This is a genomic window from Pseudomonas sp. GL_117 (genome assembly GCF_057835125.1).
Genome location: NZ_CM174418.1, coordinates 1,781,655 through 1,799,392 on the forward strand (window position 1 = coordinate 1,781,655; position 17,738 = coordinate 1,799,392).

The 17,738-nt window shown below is 61.3% G+C and carries 13 protein-coding genes; 7 read left to right on the top strand and 6 right to left on the bottom strand.

The annotated features are described in order from the left end of the window. Positions 1-61 precede the first annotated feature (61 nt). From topA to AC3ISR_RS08055, 3 genes are all read left to right on the top strand, one after another. The gene (topA, locus tag AC3ISR_RS08045; RefSeq protein WP_192298625.1) at positions 62-2,683 is read left to right on the top strand and encodes a type I DNA topoisomerase; all 2,622 of its coding nucleotides are present in this window, start codon (positions 62-64) and stop codon (positions 2,681-2,683) included. A gap of 175 nt (positions 2,684-2,858) precedes the next feature. Then, positions 2,859-3,380: a DUF6586 family protein gene (locus AC3ISR_RS08050; protein ID WP_489324675.1), complete on the top strand. Its 522-nt coding sequence runs from the start codon at positions 2,859-2,861 to the stop codon at positions 3,378-3,380. Positions 3,381-3,510: 130 nt separating this feature from the next. Next, complete coding sequence (locus AC3ISR_RS08055) at positions 3,511-3,744, top strand: hypothetical protein (RefSeq protein WP_026136850.1); 234 nt, start codon at positions 3,511-3,513, stop codon at positions 3,742-3,744. Between the two features lie 185 nt (positions 3,745-3,929). Here AC3ISR_RS08055 and sulA read toward each other — a convergent pair whose 3' ends face one another. Both sulA and lexA read right to left on the bottom strand, forming a co-directional pair. Beyond that, positions 3,930-4,406, bottom strand: coding sequence for an SOS-induced cell division inhibitor SulA (gene sulA, locus AC3ISR_RS08060; RefSeq protein WP_192298627.1), 477 nt, complete (start codon positions 4,404-4,406; stop codon positions 3,930-3,932). Between the two features lie 13 nt (positions 4,407-4,419). Further along, positions 4,420-5,028 carry a transcriptional repressor LexA gene (gene lexA, locus AC3ISR_RS08065; protein WP_003172575.1) on the bottom strand — a complete coding sequence of 203 codons (609 nt, stop codon included), beginning with the start codon at positions 5,026-5,028 and terminating at the stop codon, positions 4,420-4,422. A gap of 263 nt (positions 5,029-5,291) precedes the next feature. Between lexA and AC3ISR_RS08070 the strand changes: the two genes are divergently transcribed. Together AC3ISR_RS08070 and nagZ are read left to right on the top strand one after the other, a co-directional pair. Next, entirely contained in the window at positions 5,292-5,999 is a 708-nt protein-coding gene (locus AC3ISR_RS08070) for a TetR/AcrR family transcriptional regulator (RefSeq protein ID WP_192298628.1), read from the top strand. A gap of 145 nt (positions 6,000-6,144) precedes the next feature. Beyond that, positions 6,145-7,155: a beta-N-acetylhexosaminidase gene (gene nagZ / locus AC3ISR_RS08075; RefSeq protein ID WP_489324676.1), complete on the top strand. Its 1,011-nt coding sequence runs from the start codon at positions 6,145-6,147 to the stop codon at positions 7,153-7,155. 112 nt (positions 7,156-7,267) lie between these two features. Here nagZ and AC3ISR_RS08080 read toward each other — a convergent pair whose 3' ends face one another. From AC3ISR_RS08080 to mfd, 3 genes are read right to left on the bottom strand one after another with little or no spacing between them, the layout of a single operon-like run. Continuing rightward, on the bottom strand, positions 7,268-9,958 hold the full coding sequence (locus tag AC3ISR_RS08080) for an SNF2-related protein (RefSeq protein WP_489324677.1): 2,691 nt from the start codon (positions 9,956-9,958) through the stop codon (positions 7,268-7,270). Positions 9,959-9,967: 9 nt separating this feature from the next. Further along, on the bottom strand, positions 9,968-10,537 hold the full coding sequence (locus AC3ISR_RS08085; RefSeq protein WP_463984371.1) for a CsiV family protein: 570 nt from the start codon (positions 10,535-10,537) through the stop codon (positions 9,968-9,970). Between the two features lie 11 nt (positions 10,538-10,548). Then, positions 10,549-13,998, bottom strand: a complete 3,450-nt coding sequence (gene mfd, locus AC3ISR_RS08090) for a transcription-repair coupling factor (protein ID WP_192298632.1) — start codon at positions 13,996-13,998, stop codon at positions 10,549-10,551. A 340-nt stretch (positions 13,999-14,338) separates the two neighbouring features. Here mfd and AC3ISR_RS08095 point away from each other — a divergent pair, with 340 nt between their 5' ends. Further along, complete coding sequence (locus tag AC3ISR_RS08095; protein WP_192298633.1) at positions 14,339-15,802, top strand: glyceraldehyde-3-phosphate dehydrogenase; 1,464 nt, start codon at positions 14,339-14,341, stop codon at positions 15,800-15,802. A gap of 173 nt (positions 15,803-15,975) precedes the next feature. Here AC3ISR_RS08095 and AC3ISR_RS08100 read toward each other — a convergent pair whose 3' ends face one another. After that, a complete protein-coding gene (locus tag AC3ISR_RS08100) occupies positions 15,976-16,497 on the bottom strand; it encodes a chalcone isomerase family protein (protein ID WP_463984370.1) in 522 nt (173 codons plus the stop codon). Positions 16,498-16,561: 64 nt separating this feature from the next. On the opposite strand from AC3ISR_RS08100, the gene AC3ISR_RS08105 reads away from it, so the two are divergent. Then, positions 16,562-17,572: an FAD:protein FMN transferase gene (locus AC3ISR_RS08105; RefSeq protein WP_225595458.1), complete on the top strand. Its 1,011-nt coding sequence runs from the start codon at positions 16,562-16,564 to the stop codon at positions 17,570-17,572. Positions 17,573-17,738: the final 166 nt, after the last annotated feature.

The window sequence follows — 17,738 nt, forward strand, 5'->3', positions numbered from 1 at the left end:
AGCGTTGCCGCGACAGGCGCCAACTGCCTCTCACTTCTCGAATTCAGGAATTTTCCGATCCATGGGCAAATCGCTGGTCATTGTGGAATCCCCGGCTAAGGCCAAGACCATCAACAAGTACTTGGGTAACGAGTACGTGGTGAAGTCGAGTATCGGCCATATCCGAGACCTGCCCACCAGCGGTTCGGCTAGCGCCAGCAAGGAGCCTGCCGCCAAGCGCGGCAAGGCGGCTGCGGGCGAAGGTCCGGTGCTCACCCCTAAAGAGAAGGCGCGCAAGCAGCTGGTCTCGCGCATGGGTGTGGACCCGGATCATGGCTGGAAGGCCAAGTACGAAATCCTTCCGGGCAAGGAAAAGGTCATCGAAGAGCTGCGCCGGCTCGCCAAGGATGCCGACACCATCTATCTCGCAACGGACTTGGACCGCGAAGGGGAAGCCATTGCCTGGCACCTGCGGGAAGCCATTGGCGGTGATGACAGCCGCTACAAGCGTGTGGTGTTCAACGAAATCACCAAGAAAGCCATCCAGGAAGCCTTCTCCAAGCCAGGCGAGCTGGACATCGACCGCGTCAACGCCCAGCAGGCCCGTCGCTTCCTCGACCGCGTCGTGGGCTACATGGTCTCGCCGCTGCTGTGGGCCAAGATCGCTCGCGGCCTGTCCGCCGGCCGTGTGCAATCGGTTGCGGTAAAACTGGTGGTGGAGCGTGAGCGCGAGATCCGTGCGTTCATTCCTGAAGAGTATTGGGAAGTCCACGCCGACCTCGGCACCGCCAAGGGCGCCAACGTGCGCTTTGAAGTGGCCCGCGAGAAAGGCGAGGCCTTCAAGCCGCTGAACGAAGCCCAGGCCATGGCCGCGCTGGAGAAGCTCAAGGCTTCCAGCTACAGCATCGTCAAGCGTGAAGACAAACCGACCAGCAGCAAGCCGTCGGCGCCGTTCATCACTTCCACCTTGCAACAGGCCGCGAGCAACCGCCTGGGCTTTGGTGTCAAGAAAACCATGATGATGGCCCAGCGCTTGTACGAAGCCGGCTACATCACTTACATGCGTACTGACTCCACCAACCTGTCGCAAGACGCGGTGGCGATGGCGCGTACTTATATCGAAGGCGAGTTCGGCAAGAAGTACCTGCCGGAGAACCCGAACGTCTACAGCAGCAAGGAAGGCGCACAGGAGGCTCACGAAGCGATTCGTCCTTCCGACGCCAACACCACGCCGGCCAAGCTGACCGGCATGGAGCGCGACGCTGAGCGCCTCTACGAGCTGATCTGGCGCCAATTCCTGGCCTGCCAGATGCTGCCGGCGCAATACCTGTCCACCACGGTGACTGTGGCGGCTTCCGACTTCGAGTTGCGTGCCAAGGGCCGTATCCTCAAGTTCGACGGCTACACCCGTGTGATGCCGCAAATCGCCAAGCCAGGCGATGACGACGTACTGCCGGACATGGCCCAGGGTGACACGCTGAAACTGATCAAGCTCGATCCGTCCCAGCACTTCACCAAGCCGCCGGCCCGTTACTCGGAAGCCAGCCTGGTGAAAGAGATGGAAAAACGCGGTATCGGTCGTCCTTCGACTTATGCGGCGATCATCTCGACCATCCAGGACCGTGGCTACGTTGCGCTGCACAACCGTCGTTTCTACTCGGAAAAGATGGGCGACATCGTTACCGAGCGCTTGTCCGAGAGCTTCTCCAACCTGATGGACTACGGCTTCACCGCCGGCATGGAAGAGAACCTTGATGACGTGGCCCAGGGCGAACGCGACTGGAAAAACGTGCTGGACGAGTTCTACGGCGACTTCAAGAAGAAGCTCGAAGTGGCCGAAAGCCCGGAGCACGGCATGCGCGCCAACCAGCCGGTGATGACGGACATCCCGTGCCTGACCTGCGGCCGTCCGATGCAGATCCGGACCGCGTCCACTGGTGTTTTCCTCGGTTGCTCGGGCTACAGCCTGCCGCCGAAAGAGCGCTGCAAGGCCACGGTCAACCTGGTGCCGGGCGATGAAATTGCGGCTGACGACGAGGGTGAATCCGAGTCGCTGGTGCTGCGTGGCAAGCACCGTTGCCCGATCTGCAGCACGGCAATGGATGCCTACCTGCTGGACGAGAAGCACAAGCTGCACATCTGTGGTAACAACCCCGATTGCAACGGCTACGAGATTGAAGAGGGCACTTACCGCATCAAAGGCTATGAAGGTCCGAGCCTGGAGTGCGACAAGTGTGGCAGCGAGATGCAGCTCAAGACCGGCCGTTTTGGCAAGTTCTTCGGTTGCACCAATCCGACGTGCAAGAACACCCGCAAACTGCTGAAGAGCGGCGATGCGGCGCCACCGAAGATGGACCCGGTGAAGATGCCCGAGCTCAAGTGCGAGAAGGTCAACGACACTTACATCCTGCGTGATGGTGCTTCGGGCTTGTTCCTGGCTGCCAGCCAGTTCCCGAAAAACCGCGAGACCCGTGCACCGCTGGTGCTGGAGATCGTGCCGCACAAGGATGAGATCGATCCTAAGTACCACTTCCTGTGTGAAGCGCCTAAGAAGGACCCGGATGGTCGCCCAGCCGTGATCCGCTACAGTCGCAAGACCAAGGAGCAGTACGTGCAGACCGAAGTGGACGGCAAGCCTACCGGCTGGAAAGCGTTCTACGACGGCGGCAAGTGGAAGGTCGAGGACAAGCGCCAGGGCGCTTGATCGACTAACCTGTCGGAGTTGTAGGAACGGGCTTGCTGTGGCGAGGGAGCTTGCTCCCGCCGGACTGCGCAGCAGGCCCAAGCTTTGGGTGCGCTGCGCGTCCCAGCGGGAGCAAGCTCCCTCGTTACATTACAAAACCAGCATCAAGCCTCATTTCGTTGTGGAGACTGCCGTTATGGCCAACGAACTCTATACCCGTACCAATCAGAAAATTTACTTTGCGGGTTTGTCGCTGGAGGCCTTTGGCCGTGCCGAGGACGGAAAGGAGATGAATGCCATCGCGTTGGTCCAGGCGGGGCGTGAAGCGGCGTTGTTCCACCTGTACGGTGCTTTGCTGGGGCTGTGCCATGAAATCGCCGGGTTCTATCGCTTGCCCCAGGCCGGTTCGCCCCGCGCAGAAATGATCATGAACCGCGAGGTGCTGGAAACCATGGCCATCCCTGAGCTGGCCGAACTGGTGGAAATGGCCCAGAGCCCCGACAGTTGGGTGGCGCGCCTGCTCAAGGCCCATGCCGATATGTTCCAGCCTCCGCGCGTCCCCCATGTGCCCAAGGGCGATGTGACCCAGCCGCTGATCGTGGCAGTTGCGTTGGAAGAGGACGAGCCCAAGCCGTTGAGCCGGCAGGAGCTGGAAAGCTGGCGTCAGGACCTGAAAAAAATGGCACTGCGGTTTCGCGAAGGCTTGAACGAGTGCTGATGTACCCCCACTGTTTAGCGATGCAGCAGAGCGCGCCGTTCATCATGCTGTAAAGAAACCTCTTCAGATCCTCAGCGGGGCCGGGTGGATGACTGATATAATCCCGGCCTTTCGTGGAGAACTGACTTTTATGCCAACGTCCTTTCTGGAAATTGTTGAACTGCCTGACGGCCGAATCGAGCTGCGCCGGGCTGAGGACGAGGGTTCTCTGGTGACTTTGGACTTTTCCGAGGACGCAAAAGCGTTCCTGCAAGGCCAGCACGTGGAAGTGGCAAAAGCCATGTTGAGCGTTGGTGTGCAGATGGCAGGGCGTCTGGCGGAAGGCGAGCCGGAGAAGGATGATGGGCCGCGGGTTCTTCATTAAGAACCGAAGGTGGCTGCAGTGTAGAGAGCGGGCTTGCCCCGCGCTGGGCTACGAAGCGGCCCTAAATAGATTGATGCGGTCTATCAGGCATTCCACGGTGCCTGGTTTTGGGGCTGCTTCGCAGCCCAGCGCGAGCAAGCTCTCTGGCCACAGTGAGCGCCCCCACCACAGCCCAGCCTGTGACTTTATCCCAATCGAATATTCAAGCTCTGAGCATCGCCCACGCGCGCTGCGCTGACCAACTGTTGCTTGGCGCTGGCATTCAGTGGATTCAACCAGCTCACCACCGTATGGCTACGGCCCAGGCGTAACGCTTCGCACGTCAACTGCTGGGCACTTTGCGCGCCACGTGGTTGCAGCAGCAGGATGCGCTCGCGGTTGAGGCCGGCGTCCCGCAGCCAGGCCTGGGTCAGGCTGGCGGGCGGGGCGATCAACGTCAACCAGCGGGCGTCGTCCTGTTCTTCGCTGAGTTCGCGCAGGATAGGCGCCAGCAGGCTCAGGCAGCTCCCGGCCGCACCGCGCAACGACAATTCACTGAACGCCTCGGGCTCGGCGCTCCAGGGCGCCTCGACCGTTTCCTTGAGGATAGGCGCAAGGGGTTGGGCCATGAAGGCCTCGAACAGCGACAGTTGTGTGTGTTGTGGGGTGTGCACGAGCTGCATGATGATGCCTCCTTTAGCGGCGAATGACGCCGACGCTCAAGCCTTCGATCACCAGGTCCTGATCTTTCAGGTTCACTTCAATCGGTGCGAACTCAGGGTTCTCGGCCAGGAGCCAGACCTTGCTGCCTTCGCGCTTGAAGCGTTTTACGGTGACTTCATCGCCGATACGGGCGACGACGATCTGGCCATTACGGGCTTCGCGGGTGGTGTGGACGGCCAGCAGGTCGCCATCGAAAATGCCCACGTCCTTCATGCTCATGCCATGGACCCGCAACAGGTAGTCGGCGCGAGGATGGAAGAAGGTCGGGTTGATGTTGCAGGATTCTTCGACATGCTGCTGTGCCAGGATCGGCGCACCGGCGGCGACGCGGCCGATGATCGGCAGTGTCGATTCGTCGGCCTTGGCTTCGAAGCCAGGGATGCGAATGCCGCGTGAAGCCCCCGGGGTCATCTCGATCGCGCCTTTGCGGGCGAGGGCCTTGAGGTGTTCCTCGGCGGCGTTGGGGGATTTGAACCCCAGTTCCAGCGCAATTTCCGCTCGTGTCGGCGGGTAGCCGTTGTCATCGAGGCAGCGCTTGATAAAAGCCAGAATCTCAGCTTGGCGTGGCGTCAGTTTTAGCATGTTGATCGCTCTGTCTTTTTATACAGTGACTGGGATTATATACAGTGAACTGCGCTTGGCAATCATCCTTTTCTGTCGCTCCGCTGGACGGTCATTCGTCACTCCTCCTACAAGCCAGAGATAGCGCTGCCTACAGACCAGGAAGGATGTGATTAAATAGCGACTAAATAGATGACTGACCGGCCGGAAAACGGACCCTCAGGGTTGACAAGACACACCCTGAAACGTATGTTTCAAACAAGTGTTTGTCAGGCGGAGTAGTCATGGCCCAGTCGGAAACCGTTGAACGCATTCTCGATGCTGCCGAGCAGTTGTTCGCGGAAAAAGGATTTGCTGAAACTTCATTGCGGCTGATCACCAGTAAGGCCGGGGTCAACCTCGCTGCAGTGAACTACCATTTCGGCTCGAAAAAAGCCCTGATCCAGGCCGTGTTCTCGCGCTTCCTGGGGCCATTCTGCGCCAGCCTCGACCGTGAGCTGGAACGCCGCCAGACCAAGCCTGACAACAAGCCAAGCCTGGAAGACCTGCTGGAAATCCTCGTCGAGCAAGCGCTGGTGGTGCAGCCGCGCAGCGGCAACGACCTGTCGATCTTCATGCGCTTGCTGGGCCTTGCGTTCAGCCAGAGCCAGGGCCACCTGCGGCGGTATCTGGAAGATATGTACGGCAAGGTATTCCGTCGTTATATGTTGCTGGTCAACGAAGCCGCCCCGCGCATCCCGCCGATCGAACTGTTCTGGCGTGTGCACTTCATGCTCGGCGCGGCAGCATTCAGCATGTCCGGGATCAAGGCGCTGCGGGCGATTGCCGAGACCGATTTTGGCGTAAATACCTCCATCGAGCAGGTCATGCGCCTGATGGTGCCATTCCTCGCCGCCGGCATGCGTGCCGAAACCGGCGTGACCGACCAGGCCATGGCTGCCGCGCAATTGCGCCCGCGCAGCAAATCCACTCCGGCTGTCGCCAAGGTTTGACCGTTCCGGGTGTGCGCGGCCGCTTGCATCCGCTAAGCTAGCCGCCCATGCCGAATTCAGCTATCTACTCGCAACCCGTTGTGTTCACCGTGCCAATCGCATCGGGTGAGGGCAACGGGTTGTGTGCGTTATTTAAGGAAGGTTTATGACTGCTGCCCTGCAAGGTTCTTTGATGGTCGACGTTGCCGGCACCTGGCTGACGGCCGAGGATCGCCACCTGTTGCGCCAGCCTGAAGTGGGCGGCCTGATCATTTTTGCGCGCAACATCGAGCATCCGCGCCAGGTCCGCGAATTGAGCGCGGCGATTCGTGCGGTGCGCCCGGACCTGCTGCTGGCGGTCGACCAGGAAGGCGGTCGCGTGCAGCGTCTGCGCCAGGGCTTCGTACGCCTGCCGGCCATGCGTGCGCTGGCGGACAACCCCAACGCCGAATACCTGGCCGAGCAGTGCGGCTGGATCATGGCCACTGAAGTGCTGGCCGTGGGCCTCGACCTCAGCTTCGCTCCGGTGCTGGACCTGGATTACCAGCGCAGCGCCGTGGTCGGCACCCGTTCTTTTGAAGGCGACCCCGAGCGCGCCGCCGTGCTTGCCGGGGCTTTTATCCGTGGCATGAATAGCGCCGGTATGGCCGCCACCGGTAAGCATTTCCCAGGGCACGGTTGGGCTGAGGCCGATTCCCACGTTGCCATTCCCAATGACGAGCGCAGCCTGGAACAGATTCGCGCCAATGACTTGGTGCCTTTCGCACGCCTGAGTCAGCAGTTGGCGGCAGTCATGCCGGCCCACGTGATCTACCCGCAAGTCGATGCCCAGCCCGCAGGGTTTTCGCGGCGCTGGTTGCAAGACATCCTGCGCGGCGAGTTGCAATTTGATGGGGTGATTTTCAGCGATGACCTGTCCATGGCCGGTGCCCATGTGGTCGGCGATGCGGCCAGTCGGATCGAGGCGGCGCTGACGGCGGGTTGCGACATGGGGCTGGTGTGTAACGATCGCGCGGCGGCGGAGTTGGCACTGACTGCTGCCCAGCGGATGAAAGTGACGCCATCGGCCCGCATCGCGCGGATGCGCGGGCAGGCGATTGCTTCGACAGATTACAAGCAAGACCCGCGCTGGTTGGCGGCGCTGACTGCGTTGCGTGAGGCTCAGTTGATCGACTGAATACCGTGGTGTGGCCATCGCAGGCAAGCCAGCTCCCACATTCGACCGAGTGCCTATTTTGGAAGGCGCTCAACCTGTGGGAGCGGGCTTGCCCGCGATAGCGATCTACAGCTCAGCGCTTCTCTTGCTTATTGGGCAACGGCGCAAACAACGCCTCAATATCCTCGTTCCCCAACTGCCAATCCCCCGTCGTGCGGCCATCCAGCACGCCGGCCGCCAGGTCGGACTTTTCCTTTTGCAGGTGTTGGATTTTCTCCTCCACCGTGCCCCGTGCAATCATTTTGTAAACGAACACCGGCTTCTCCTGGCCAATGCGATACGCACGGTCGGTGGCCTGGTTTTCCGTGGCCGGGTTCCACCACGGGTCGTAATGGATCACCGTGTCGGCTTCGGTGAGGTTTAACCCTACGCCACCGGCCTTCAGGCTGATCAGGAAAATCTGCAGCTTGCCGCTTTGGAAGTCCTTCACCGGCGTGCGTCGATCCCGGGTCTGGCCGGTCAGCAGGGCGTAGGCGATGTCGCGTTTCTTCAACTCGACTTCGATCAGGCTGAGCATCGAGGTGAACTGCGAAAACAACAGGATCCGTCGCCCTTCGGCAAACAGTTCTTCGAGCATTTCCAGCAGGCTGTCGAGCTTGCCTGAGCTGCTGCCGCGGGCGGGCAGGGTGGCGTCGTTGACCAGGCGCAGGTCGCAGCAGACCTGGCGCAACTTCAGCAGCGCTTCAAGAATGATGATCTGGCTGCGCGCCACGCCCTTGCGGGTGATTTCATCGCGCACTTTTTTGTCCATGGCCAGGCGCATGGTTTCGTACACGTCGCGCTGGGCTTCGTTGAGATCGACCCAGTGGATGATCTCGGTCTTGGGCGGCAACTCCGTCGCCACTTGTTCTTTGGTGCGGCGCAGCAAGAAGGGTTTGATCCGACCGTTAAGGTGCTGCAATCGCACCTCGCTGGCGCGCTTTTCGATCGGCACGCGGTAATCACGGTTGAAGCTTTTCACGTCACCCAGCCAGCCCGGCAGCAGGAAGTGGAACAGCGACCACAGCTCGCCCAGGTGGTTTTCCAGTGGCGTACCGCTCAGGCACAGGCGCTGCCGTGCGTTCAGCTCACGGGCCGCCTGGGCGGCCTTGCTGTTGGGGTTCTTGATGTATTGGGCTTCATCGAGGATCAGCGCGTGCAAGGGCTGGGCGGCAAGCACTTCGATGTCTTTGGGGAGCAGGGCATAGGTGGTCAGCAGCAGGTCATAGTCCTGCAAGCTGGCGAAATGTTTCTTACGCCCGGCACCGTAAAGTGCCAGAACTTTGAGTTGCGGGGTGAAGTGCGCAGCCTCGTCGAGCCAGTTGGGAATCAGGCTGGTGGGCATCACCACCATGCAGGGCCGATCCAGGCGCCCGGCAGCTTTCTCGGTGAGAATATGCGCCAGGGTTTGCAGGGTTTTGCCCAGGCCCATGTCGTCCGCAAGAATGCCGCCGACATCGAGCTGACGCAGCGACTGCATCCAGCTCAAGCCTTCCAGTTGATACGGGCGCAAGGTCGCGTTCAGCCCGTCTGGCGCCACACAGCTGAAATCCTTGATGTCCCGCAGGCGCTGGGCGAAGTTGCGGATCTTCTCGCCGCCCTCCCATTGCAGCGGCAGGTCTTCCAGCGGGTTCAAGCGGATTGCATCCGCCTTTGCCAGGCGCAATGTTGTGGTGCCGGGTTCCTGTAGGTAAAACTCCCCCAGGGTTGCCAGCACCGGTTTCAAGCGGCCGTACGGCAGCGCCACTTGCAGCGGGCCGTGGCCGTTGGGCAGGCCGGGGATGTTCACCAGGATCAGCTCATCGTCGCGGCGTCGCGCAAGTTTCTCCGGGTTGAGGATCTCGGTGTGGGAGCGCATCAGGTTCAACAGGATCGGCAGCAAGCTCAGGCGTTCGCCGTTGACGATAATTCCCAGTTCCAGGTCGAACCAGTCGCGCTCCGGCCCTTCATCGACGGTGGCGTACCAATCGTCGACGGCGCTCAGGTCAAAGCCGAAATCCTCGTCGATCTGCAACTCCCAGCCCTCGGCGCGCAAGGTGGGCGACGCATTGAGGGTGAAGTTCAGCCAGGCACTGTCATTGACCATCTCGAACAGCTCGCCGGCACTTTCCGGCAAGGCTTTGCTCTGGCGGGTGGCGATCTTGAAACCCAACAGGCGCAGTTGCTCGCGATACGCTTGCTCCAGCTCCGGATGCCGCTTGATCCGCAGGCTCTGGGTGTCCTGACGGACGATGATGTCGGCGTTCTTCTGCCCGCTGACATAGTTGCCCAGGTAGTTGAACGACAGTGCCGCGCGGTGCTGGATATAACGCTGCATCTTGCCATTGCGCGGTTCAAAGGCGCTGAACTCGACGCTGGCCAGCCACAGGCGCGGCACCGGCAGCACATCCTCCATGAGCACTTGCGGCAATACCACGCGGTTATCCAGCACGGCCTGGAGTTTTTCCAGCAGCTCGGCATCCTGGGCGGCGGCGGGGTAGTCCAGGGTTTCCTGGACCTTGAGCAGCACTGCTGCGATGTGTTTGCAGTTGGTGTGCACCGGGCAGGTACAGCGGCTGTCGACGAGGATCAGCGTGCCCTTGGCCGATTCGCGCAACGAGATGGTCTGCCGGTAGACGTTGCCGCCCGAACCCAAGCAACTGGCGATGATGGTGCTGTCGCCGGACTCGACGATGCGCACGCGATTCTCCAGGGCATAACGCCGCCCGCGCTCCAGGCTCTGCTCTTTAAAGCGATTGGCCCATGACGGGGCCAGGGGTTTGGTCAATTGCGACGTCAGGGGCATGGCGCTGGATCAGTCCTGAATGTCAGGCGGTGGTGCGCTGGGTGGCTTGGCGGTCAGCGAAGTGATCTTGATCAGCAAGGCCAGGTGGCCGCCGTCCAGGTAGTTGAGCTGGTTGTTCTTGGTGCGCACGTCGGTCTGGCTCAGATGTTCGCTGGCGATCACGCTGCCGTTGCTGTCGAACCTGTTGAGCCAGAAGTCGGCGTCGATGTCGGTGAAACGGCCCAATTGCAGGTTCAGTACACCTTCGATGGGGAACTGGCCGAACTGTTCCTGGCCGTCGGTGATCGCGACCTTTACCGGTTGTTCGCCGAGGTTTTGCTCCCAGGCCTTGTGCACCAGCACGGTGTAGCTGTTGTCGGCGCGCAGCTTGTCGACAATATTGCTCAGGCGTGGCGGGCTCATTTTATCGGCGTTCAGATGCACCGCCCCGGCATCCCAGTTTTCCGGCGCGGCACGGCTGTTGAGCGGCGGCTCCGCATTCTGGCGCACCAGGATCATTTCCACCTGGTACGGGCTGTCGGCGAACGCCGACGGGGCCACGACCAGCAACAACAGGCTCAGGGTGCGGAACAGGCGCATGACGGCGTCCTTCAAACAGATTTCGGGATGAGGCGCTCAAACAGCGCCTCCAGGGTATTAAAGCGTTCTTCGGCGCGCTCCATTGGCACCATGAACTTGAACAGCGTAGCCCCTTCGAACTTGTAGCGGTTGGGCTGGCCCTGGATCAGTTTGATCAGCACCAGTGGGTCCACCGGCGTCTGCGCTTCAAACTCGATACGCCCGCCTTGCGGCCCGGCGTCGACCTTCTTGATCCCCAGTTGCTCGGCCTGCAATTTGAGCAGGGTCAGGCGCACGAGGTTCTTGGTCGGTTCCGGCAGCAGGCCGAAGCGGTCGATCATCTCCACTTGCAGGTCCTTGAGGCCTTCTTCGTCGGTAGCCGAAGCGATGCGCTTGTACAGGATCAGTCGCGCATGCACATCGGGCAGGTAGTCCTCGGGAATCAACGCCGGCAAGCGCAGGTTGATCTCCGGACCACCGCCCAGCGGCTGATCGAGGTTGGGTTGTTCGCCCTTGCGGATGGCTTTCACCGCGCGTTCGAGCATCTCCATATACAGCGTGAAACCCACCGCCTGGATCTGCCCGCTCTGGCCGTCGCCCAACAGTTCGCCGGCGCCACGGATTTCCAGGTCGTTGGTGGCCAGTACAAAACCAGCGCCCAGGTCCTGGGTGTTGGCGATGGCCTCCAGGCGCTTTTCCGCGTCGGAGGTGATCTGTTGGCGCGGCGGCGTCAGCAAGTAGGCGTACGCCTGGTGGTGGCTGCGCCCGACCCGGCCACGCAGTTGGTGCAGTTGCGCCAGGCCGAACTTGTCGGCCCGCTCGATGATGATGGTGTTGGCGCTCGGTACGTCGATGCCGGTCTCGATGATGGTCGAGGCGATCAGCACGTTGAAGCGCTTGTGGTAGAAGTCGCTCATCACCTGTTCGAGTTCACGTTCGCGCATCTGCCCATGGCCGATGGCGATACGCGCCTCCGGCACCAGCTCGGCGAGGTCGGCGGCGCATTTCTCGATGGTCTTCACGTCGTTGTGCAGGTAATACACCTGCCCGCCGCGCAGCAGTTCACGCAGCAGCGCTTCCTTGACCGTGCTTTTGTTCTGCTCCATCACAAAGGTGCGCACCGACAGGCGGCGCGCCGGCGGCGTGGCGATGATCGACAGATCGCGCATGCCCGACACCGCCATGTTCAGCGTGCGCGGAATCGGCGTGGCGGTGAGGGTGAGGATGTCGACTTCGCTGCGCAGGGCCTTGAGCTGTTCTTTCTGGCGCACACCAAAGCGGTGCTCTTCGTCGATGATCACCAGGCCCAGGTTCTTGATTTTCACATCGTCCGACAGCAGCTTGTGGGTGCCGATCACGATGTCGATCTTGCCTTCGGCCAAATCGGCGACGGCGGCATTCACTTCCTTGGCCGACTTGAAGCGGCTCATCACTTCCACGGTTACCGGCCAGTCGGCGAAGCGGTCGCGAAAGCTGTTGTAGTGCTGTTGGGCGAGCAGGGTGGTGGGCACCAGGATCGCCACCTGGCGGCCGCCGTGTACCGCAATGAAGGCGGCGCGCATGGCCACTTCGGTCTTGCCGAAGCCCACGTCGCCGCAGACCAGGCGGTCCATCGGCTTGGGTGCGAGCATGTCGGCACGCACCGCTTCGATGGTGGTTTGCTGGTCTGGGGTTTCTTCGAAGGGGAAGCCGGCGCTGAAGGTGGCGTAGTCGGCTTTCGGGTCGGCGAACGCATAGCCTTCGCGGGCGGCGCGGCGGGCATAAATGTCGAGCAACTCGGCGGCCACGTCGCGCACCTGTTCGGCGGCCTTGCGCTTGGCTTTCTGCCAGGTCTCGGAGCCCAGGCGGTGCAACGGTGCCAGCGCGTCGTCGCTGCCGGTGTAGCGCGCGATCAGGTGCAGGTTGGCCACCGGCACGTAGAGCTTGGCGCCCTCGGCGTATTCCATGGTGAGGAATTCTGCGGCCTGGTTGTCGATCTCCAGGGTTTGCAGGCCGAGATAACGCCCGACACCGTGGTCGATATGCACCACCGGCGCGCCTTCGCGCAGTTCGGTGAGGTTCTTGATTACCGCGTCGTTGTTGGCGTCGGCGCGTTTTTCACGACGGCGGCGCTGCATCACGCGTTGGCCGAACAGCGGGCTTTCGGCGATCAGTGCCAGGGCCGGGTCGTCCAGCAGCAGGCCTTCATCCAGCGGCGCGATGGTAATCGCCAGGCGGTCTTTGCCTTTGACGAAATCCGGCCAGCTGTCGACGGTTTTCGGTCGCAGTTTCAGGCGTTCGAGCAGTTCCAGCAGCACTTCACGGCGGCCGGCGGATTCGGCGGTAAACAGCACGCGGCCAGGGAAATCGCCGAGGAAGTTGGACAGCGCTTCCAGTGGCTGGTTGGCCTTGGCTTCAATCGCCAGGTTGGGCAGCGCCTGCGCGGGAAAGCGCTCGCGGCCACTGCCAGCGTCCACGTCCTGTTGGCTGGCGACCACGCGCGGCCAGTTTTTCAGGCGGGCGAAGCAGTCTTCCACCGGCAGGAACAACTCGGCGGGCGGCAATAAAGGCCGGGACGGATCGACGCGGCGTTCTTCGTAGCGGTTGCGCACGTCGTTCCAGAAGTTTTCCGCCGCTTGCTCGATGCCTGGCAGGGAGAACACCTGGGTGTCCTGGGGCAGGTAATCGAACAGGGTGGAGGTTTCGTCGAAGAACAGCGGCAGGTAGTACTCGATACCAGCGGGTGTAATCCCGCTGCTCAAGTCCTGGAAGATCGGGCAGCGGCGGAAGTCGACGTCGAAGCGTTCACGGAAGCGCGCCTTGAAGCGGGTGACCGCATCCTTTTGCAACGGGAATTCCCGCGCGGGCAGCAACTTGATCGAATCGACTTTATCGATGGAGCGCTGGTTTTCCGGATCGAAGGTGCGCAGGGTCTCGATTTCGTCATCGAACAGGTCGATGCGATACGGCAACTTGCTGCCCATCGGAAACAGGTCGATCAGCGCGCCACGTACGGCGAACTCACCGTGCTCGTACACCGTGTCCACGCAGCGGTAGCCGCTGGCTTCCAGGCGCGTGCGCATCTGCTCTACATCGAGCTTCTGGCCGACATCCAGCACCAGGCTGCTGCCCAACAGGAACTTGGTCGGCGCCAGGCGGTGCAGGGCGGTGGTGATCGGCACCACCAGCACGCCGTGGGCCAGTTCCGGCAGGCGGTACAGGCTGGCGATGCGCTGGGAGATGATGTCCTGGTGCGGCGAGAACAGGTCGTAGGGCAGGGTTTCCCAGTCGGGAAAATGCAGCACCGGCAAATCGGGGGCGAAGAAGCTCAGCTCCTGCTCCAGCCGTTCGGCGCTTTGGCTGTCGGCGGTGAGCAGCAGGGTAAAGCGCTTGGCTGCGCTGGCAGCCTCGGCGATGGCCAGGCTCAGGGCGGCACCGGGCAGGTTGCCCCAGTGCTGTTTGCCTGCCGCAGCAGGGAGAAGCGGTAGACGCAGGACGGGCACGGAAGGTTGAGCTCCAAGCGTTGCGACAAAGTCGGTAATTGTAACGGGGCAAGGCGCCGTCTGTCAGTTGCTGACTGCGCCTATTACGGTTTGTAGGAAATGTAGTGGCTAAGACAAACAATGGCGGGTTTTGACTCAATATGTAGTGCCAAAACTGCTCAGGTTTTCGGAGGGTTACGGACAAGTCGCGTGCCGCGCTCAACTGATGGCCTTCTGAAACCCGCGTGTTTACTGGGCTCCAGCGCGGTGCCTGTTTTTCGCAAGCACTTTTTGTTGGGTTGCGCGCATTGCTCCGAGGGCGGTCGGGCGGCATAATGTAGCCCCTTTTTTCTGCCCCTACATGTGGAAGGTTCCCGTGACTCAGAAGCCCGACCAGTGTCTTGGTGAATGGATCGACCGTGAAGCACTCGCAGAAGCGATGATTCCGCTTATCGGCCAGCTGTACCGCAATAACAATGTGGTGAGCTCGATCTATGGCCGCAGCCTGATCAACCAGTCTGTCATCGCGATTCTCAAAGCTCACCGCTTTGCGCGCCATCGCTCCGCCGACGACAGCGAACTCTCCGTCCACGAAACATTCCCGCTGCTTAAAGCCATGAGCGAGCTCAAGCTCGGCGCGGCTTCGGTAGACCTGGGCAAGCTGGCCTACAAATTCCGCAAGGAAGGCGCCGGGCGTACCGCCGAGCAGTTCGTGCGTGAAGAATTGGCCGATGTGGTGGGTCAGCAAAACGCCGCTGCCCGCAAAGGCACCGACGTTGTGCTGTACGGCTTCGGTCGTATCGGCCGCCTGCTGGCGCGCATCCTGATCGAAAAAACCGGTGGTGGCGACGGCCTGCGCCTGCGTGCCATCGTGGTGCGTAAAGGCGCCGACAACGACCTGACCAAGCGCGCAAGCCTCTTGCGTCGTGATTCGGTGCACGGTCCGTTCAACGGCACGATCACCATCGACGAAGAAAACAACACCATCACCGCCAACGGTAACCTGATCCAGGTGATCTACGCGAAGAACCCGACTGAGGTGGACTACACCCAGTACGGCATCAAAGACGCGCTGCTGGTGGACAACACCGGTGTGTGGCGTGACGCCGAAGGCCTGGGCCAGCACCTGGCCTGCCCGGGTATCGACCGCGTTGTCCTGACCGCTCCGGGCAAGGGCAAGCTGAAGAACATCGTTCACGGCATCAACCACGGTGAAATCACCGCTGACGACAAGATCGTGTCCGCCGCTTCCTGCACCACCAACGCCATTGTGCCGGTGCTCAAGGCGGTGAATGACAAGTTCGGCATCGTCAACGGTCACGTTGAGACAGTTCACTCTTACACCAACGACCAGAACCTGATCGACAACTTCCACAAGGGCGATCGCCGTGGCCGCAGCGCCGCGTTGAACATGGTCATCACCGAGACCGGTGCTGCCACTGCCGCCGCCAAGGCCCTGCCTGAACTGGCCGGCAAGCTGACCGGTAACGCGATCCGCGTTCCGACGCCTAACGTGTCGATGGCCATTCTCAACCTGAACCTTGAGAAAGCCGCTACCCGCGAAGAGATGAACGAGTACCTGCGCTTCATGGCGCTGCACTCCGATCTGCATAAGCAAATCGACTTCGTCAATTCCCAGGAAGTGGTCTCCACCGACTTCGTTGGCTCGCGCCACGCCGGTGTGGTGGACGCTGAAGCGACCATCACCCAGGACAACCGTGTTGTCCTGTACGTGTGGTACGACAACGAGTTTGGCTACAGCTGCCAGGTGGTTCGCGTGATGGAAGACATGGCCGGGGTCAACCCGCCTGCGTTCCCGCGCTAAGCATCAGCGCTGAATGAAAAAGCCCCGACTGGTTCGGGGCTTTTTTGTGGCTGAGGGGTTTGTGCTGGTTGTGAGCGCCTCATCGCGGGCAAGCCCGCTCCCACAGGGCGTTGCATTCCAAATGTGGGAGCGGGCTTGCCCGCGAAGGCGTCAGCTCAGCCAACCGATCAGTTTCAGTCCAACAGCCCCTCTGACAACCCCTTGGGCGCCAGCCAGATTCCCAGGTAAGCCTTCGCCAGTTCACGGTCGCGACTGCTGAACACCACCTGGCCATTGATCTCCAGATTCAAGCCGCGCGCTGTTCGATAATCCAGCGCATACCGATCGCCCCGGCGGATGTCGCGAAAGTGGGCGTGCAGCCGGGCCACTGCGGGCTTCAAGCGCGCGTCGGCTTGCTGGCGCTCCAGCGTGCTATTGGCCGCCTTGATCACATCGCTGCGATCAATGTCGCGGTAGTAATACAGCTCAAGACGCAGGTCCTGTTGCTGATGCCAGGCGAGCTTCGCGCTGGTGTCAGGCGGGGCGTACAGGGCGGCTGCGTACACATCGGCCCAGAGGTAGGTGAGCACGGTCTGGTTTTTCAGGGTCAGCGCATGCGCCTGCACCGGAAAATCCGCTTGCCTGAGACGATCTGCCTCATTGGCTTGGGCTGTGGGCGCCAACATCAGCAATAGACAAAAAAGCGCATGCCGCATAATGGCCAGTCCTGAAAGGGTGCGTGCCTACAGGTTAATTCAATTTGCGATGGCGACTGGATTTATGGGTGATCTGCGACAAGTGGTGATGATGGGGATGCTTGCCCTGCTGGCGGGATGCGGTGGCGAGACGCTGGAGCACTTTGAAGGCCCGACCATGGGCAGTACGTATTCGGTCCAGTACGTCAGAACGGCCCATACTCCGGCGCCGAAAGAGCTTCAACGCCAAGTGGAAAATCTCTTGGATGAGGTTGACCGGCAAATGTCGACCTACCGCAGCGATTCGGACATCGAGCGCTTTAACGCCCTGCCGGCGCACAGTTGCCAGCCCATGCCCGAGCCGATCCTGCAGTTGGTGCGCACCGGGGAGCAGTTGTCCCTGGCCAGTGACGGCGCGTTTGACCTGACGGTCGAGCCGTTGCTCAACCTGTGGGGCTTCGGCCCCCAGGCGCGTGAGCTGAAGGTGCCGGACGCGGCGACGCTGGCGCAGGTCCGCCAGCGGGTTGGCCACCAGCACCTGCGCATCAATGGCGCACAGTTGTGCAAGGACGCCGCCGTCGAGGTCGACTTCAACAGCATCGCCGCCGGTTACGCAGTGGATCGCATCGCCGAGTTGTTGGCCGGGCAGGGCATCCACCGCTACCTCGCCGAAGCGACGGGCGAACTCAAGGCTGCCGGGCGCAAACCGGACGGCACACCCTGGCGCATCGCCCTGGAAGAGCCGCGTGACGATCAACGGGTCGCCGAAAGAATCATCGCCGTGGATGGCTTTGGTGTGTCCACTTCAGGTGACTATCGCAATTATTTCCAGCAGGATGGACAGCGTTATTCCCACACGCTGGATGCGCGCAGTGGTGCGCCGGTCAGGCATCGACTGGCGTCGGTGACGGTGTTGCATCCGTCGGCGCTGATGGCCGATGGGTTGTCGACGTTGCTGTTGGTGCTTGGGCCTGAACAGGCGTGGAACTACGCCGAACAACAGCAGATCGCGGCGTTTTTTGTGCTGCGTGAGGGCGAAGGTTTCGTCACGCGCAGTAACAAGGCATTCGAGCAACTGACGGCGCTGAAACCGTAATCGGCAGCCTGTAGTAAAGGCAAGACTGGCCTACGACGCGACCAAGGGTTAATGTGCGCGGCGTTGAGCCTTATATAGACTGTGCCCCGGTTCACACACTTGAGCCAAATTGTCCTTCATGACCGCTGGCCGCGGCATGATTTAGCCCGGCGTCCAACCGTACGCC

What these genes read in the sequence shown, in the direction of transcription:
- topA (WP_192298625.1), top strand. Translation starts at nt 62, where the DNA reads ATGGGCAAATCGCTGGTCATTGTGGAATCCCCGGCTAAGGCCAAGACC.
- AC3ISR_RS08050 (WP_489324675.1), top strand. Translation starts at nt 2,859, where the DNA reads ATGGCCAACGAACTCTATACCCGTACCAATCAGAAAATTTACTTTGCG.
- AC3ISR_RS08055 (WP_026136850.1), top strand. Translation starts at nt 3,511, where the DNA reads ATGCCAACGTCCTTTCTGGAAATTGTTGAACTGCCTGACGGCCGAATC.
- sulA (WP_192298627.1), bottom strand. Translation starts at nt 4,406, where the DNA reads ATGCAGCTCGTGCACACCCCACAACACACACAACTGTCGCTGTTCGAG.
- lexA (WP_003172575.1), bottom strand. Translation starts at nt 5,028, where the DNA reads ATGCTAAAACTGACGCCACGCCAAGCTGAGATTCTGGCTTTTATCAAG.
- AC3ISR_RS08070 (WP_192298628.1), top strand. Translation starts at nt 5,292, where the DNA reads ATGGCCCAGTCGGAAACCGTTGAACGCATTCTCGATGCTGCCGAGCAG.
- nagZ (WP_489324676.1), top strand. Translation starts at nt 6,145, where the DNA reads ATGACTGCTGCCCTGCAAGGTTCTTTGATGGTCGACGTTGCCGGCACC.
- AC3ISR_RS08080 (WP_489324677.1), bottom strand. Translation starts at nt 9,958, where the DNA reads ATGCCCCTGACGTCGCAATTGACCAAACCCCTGGCCCCGTCATGGGCC.
- AC3ISR_RS08085 (WP_463984371.1), bottom strand. Translation starts at nt 10,537, where the DNA reads ATGCGCCTGTTCCGCACCCTGAGCCTGTTGTTGCTGGTCGTGGCCCCG.
- AC3ISR_RS08095 (WP_192298633.1), top strand. Translation starts at nt 14,339, where the DNA reads ATGTGGAAGGTTCCCGTGACTCAGAAGCCCGACCAGTGTCTTGGTGAA.
- AC3ISR_RS08100 (WP_463984370.1), bottom strand. Translation starts at nt 16,497, where the DNA reads ATGCGGCATGCGCTTTTTTGTCTATTGCTGATGTTGGCGCCCACAGCC.
- AC3ISR_RS08105 (WP_225595458.1), top strand. Translation starts at nt 16,562, where the DNA reads ATGGGTGATCTGCGACAAGTGGTGATGATGGGGATGCTTGCCCTGCTG.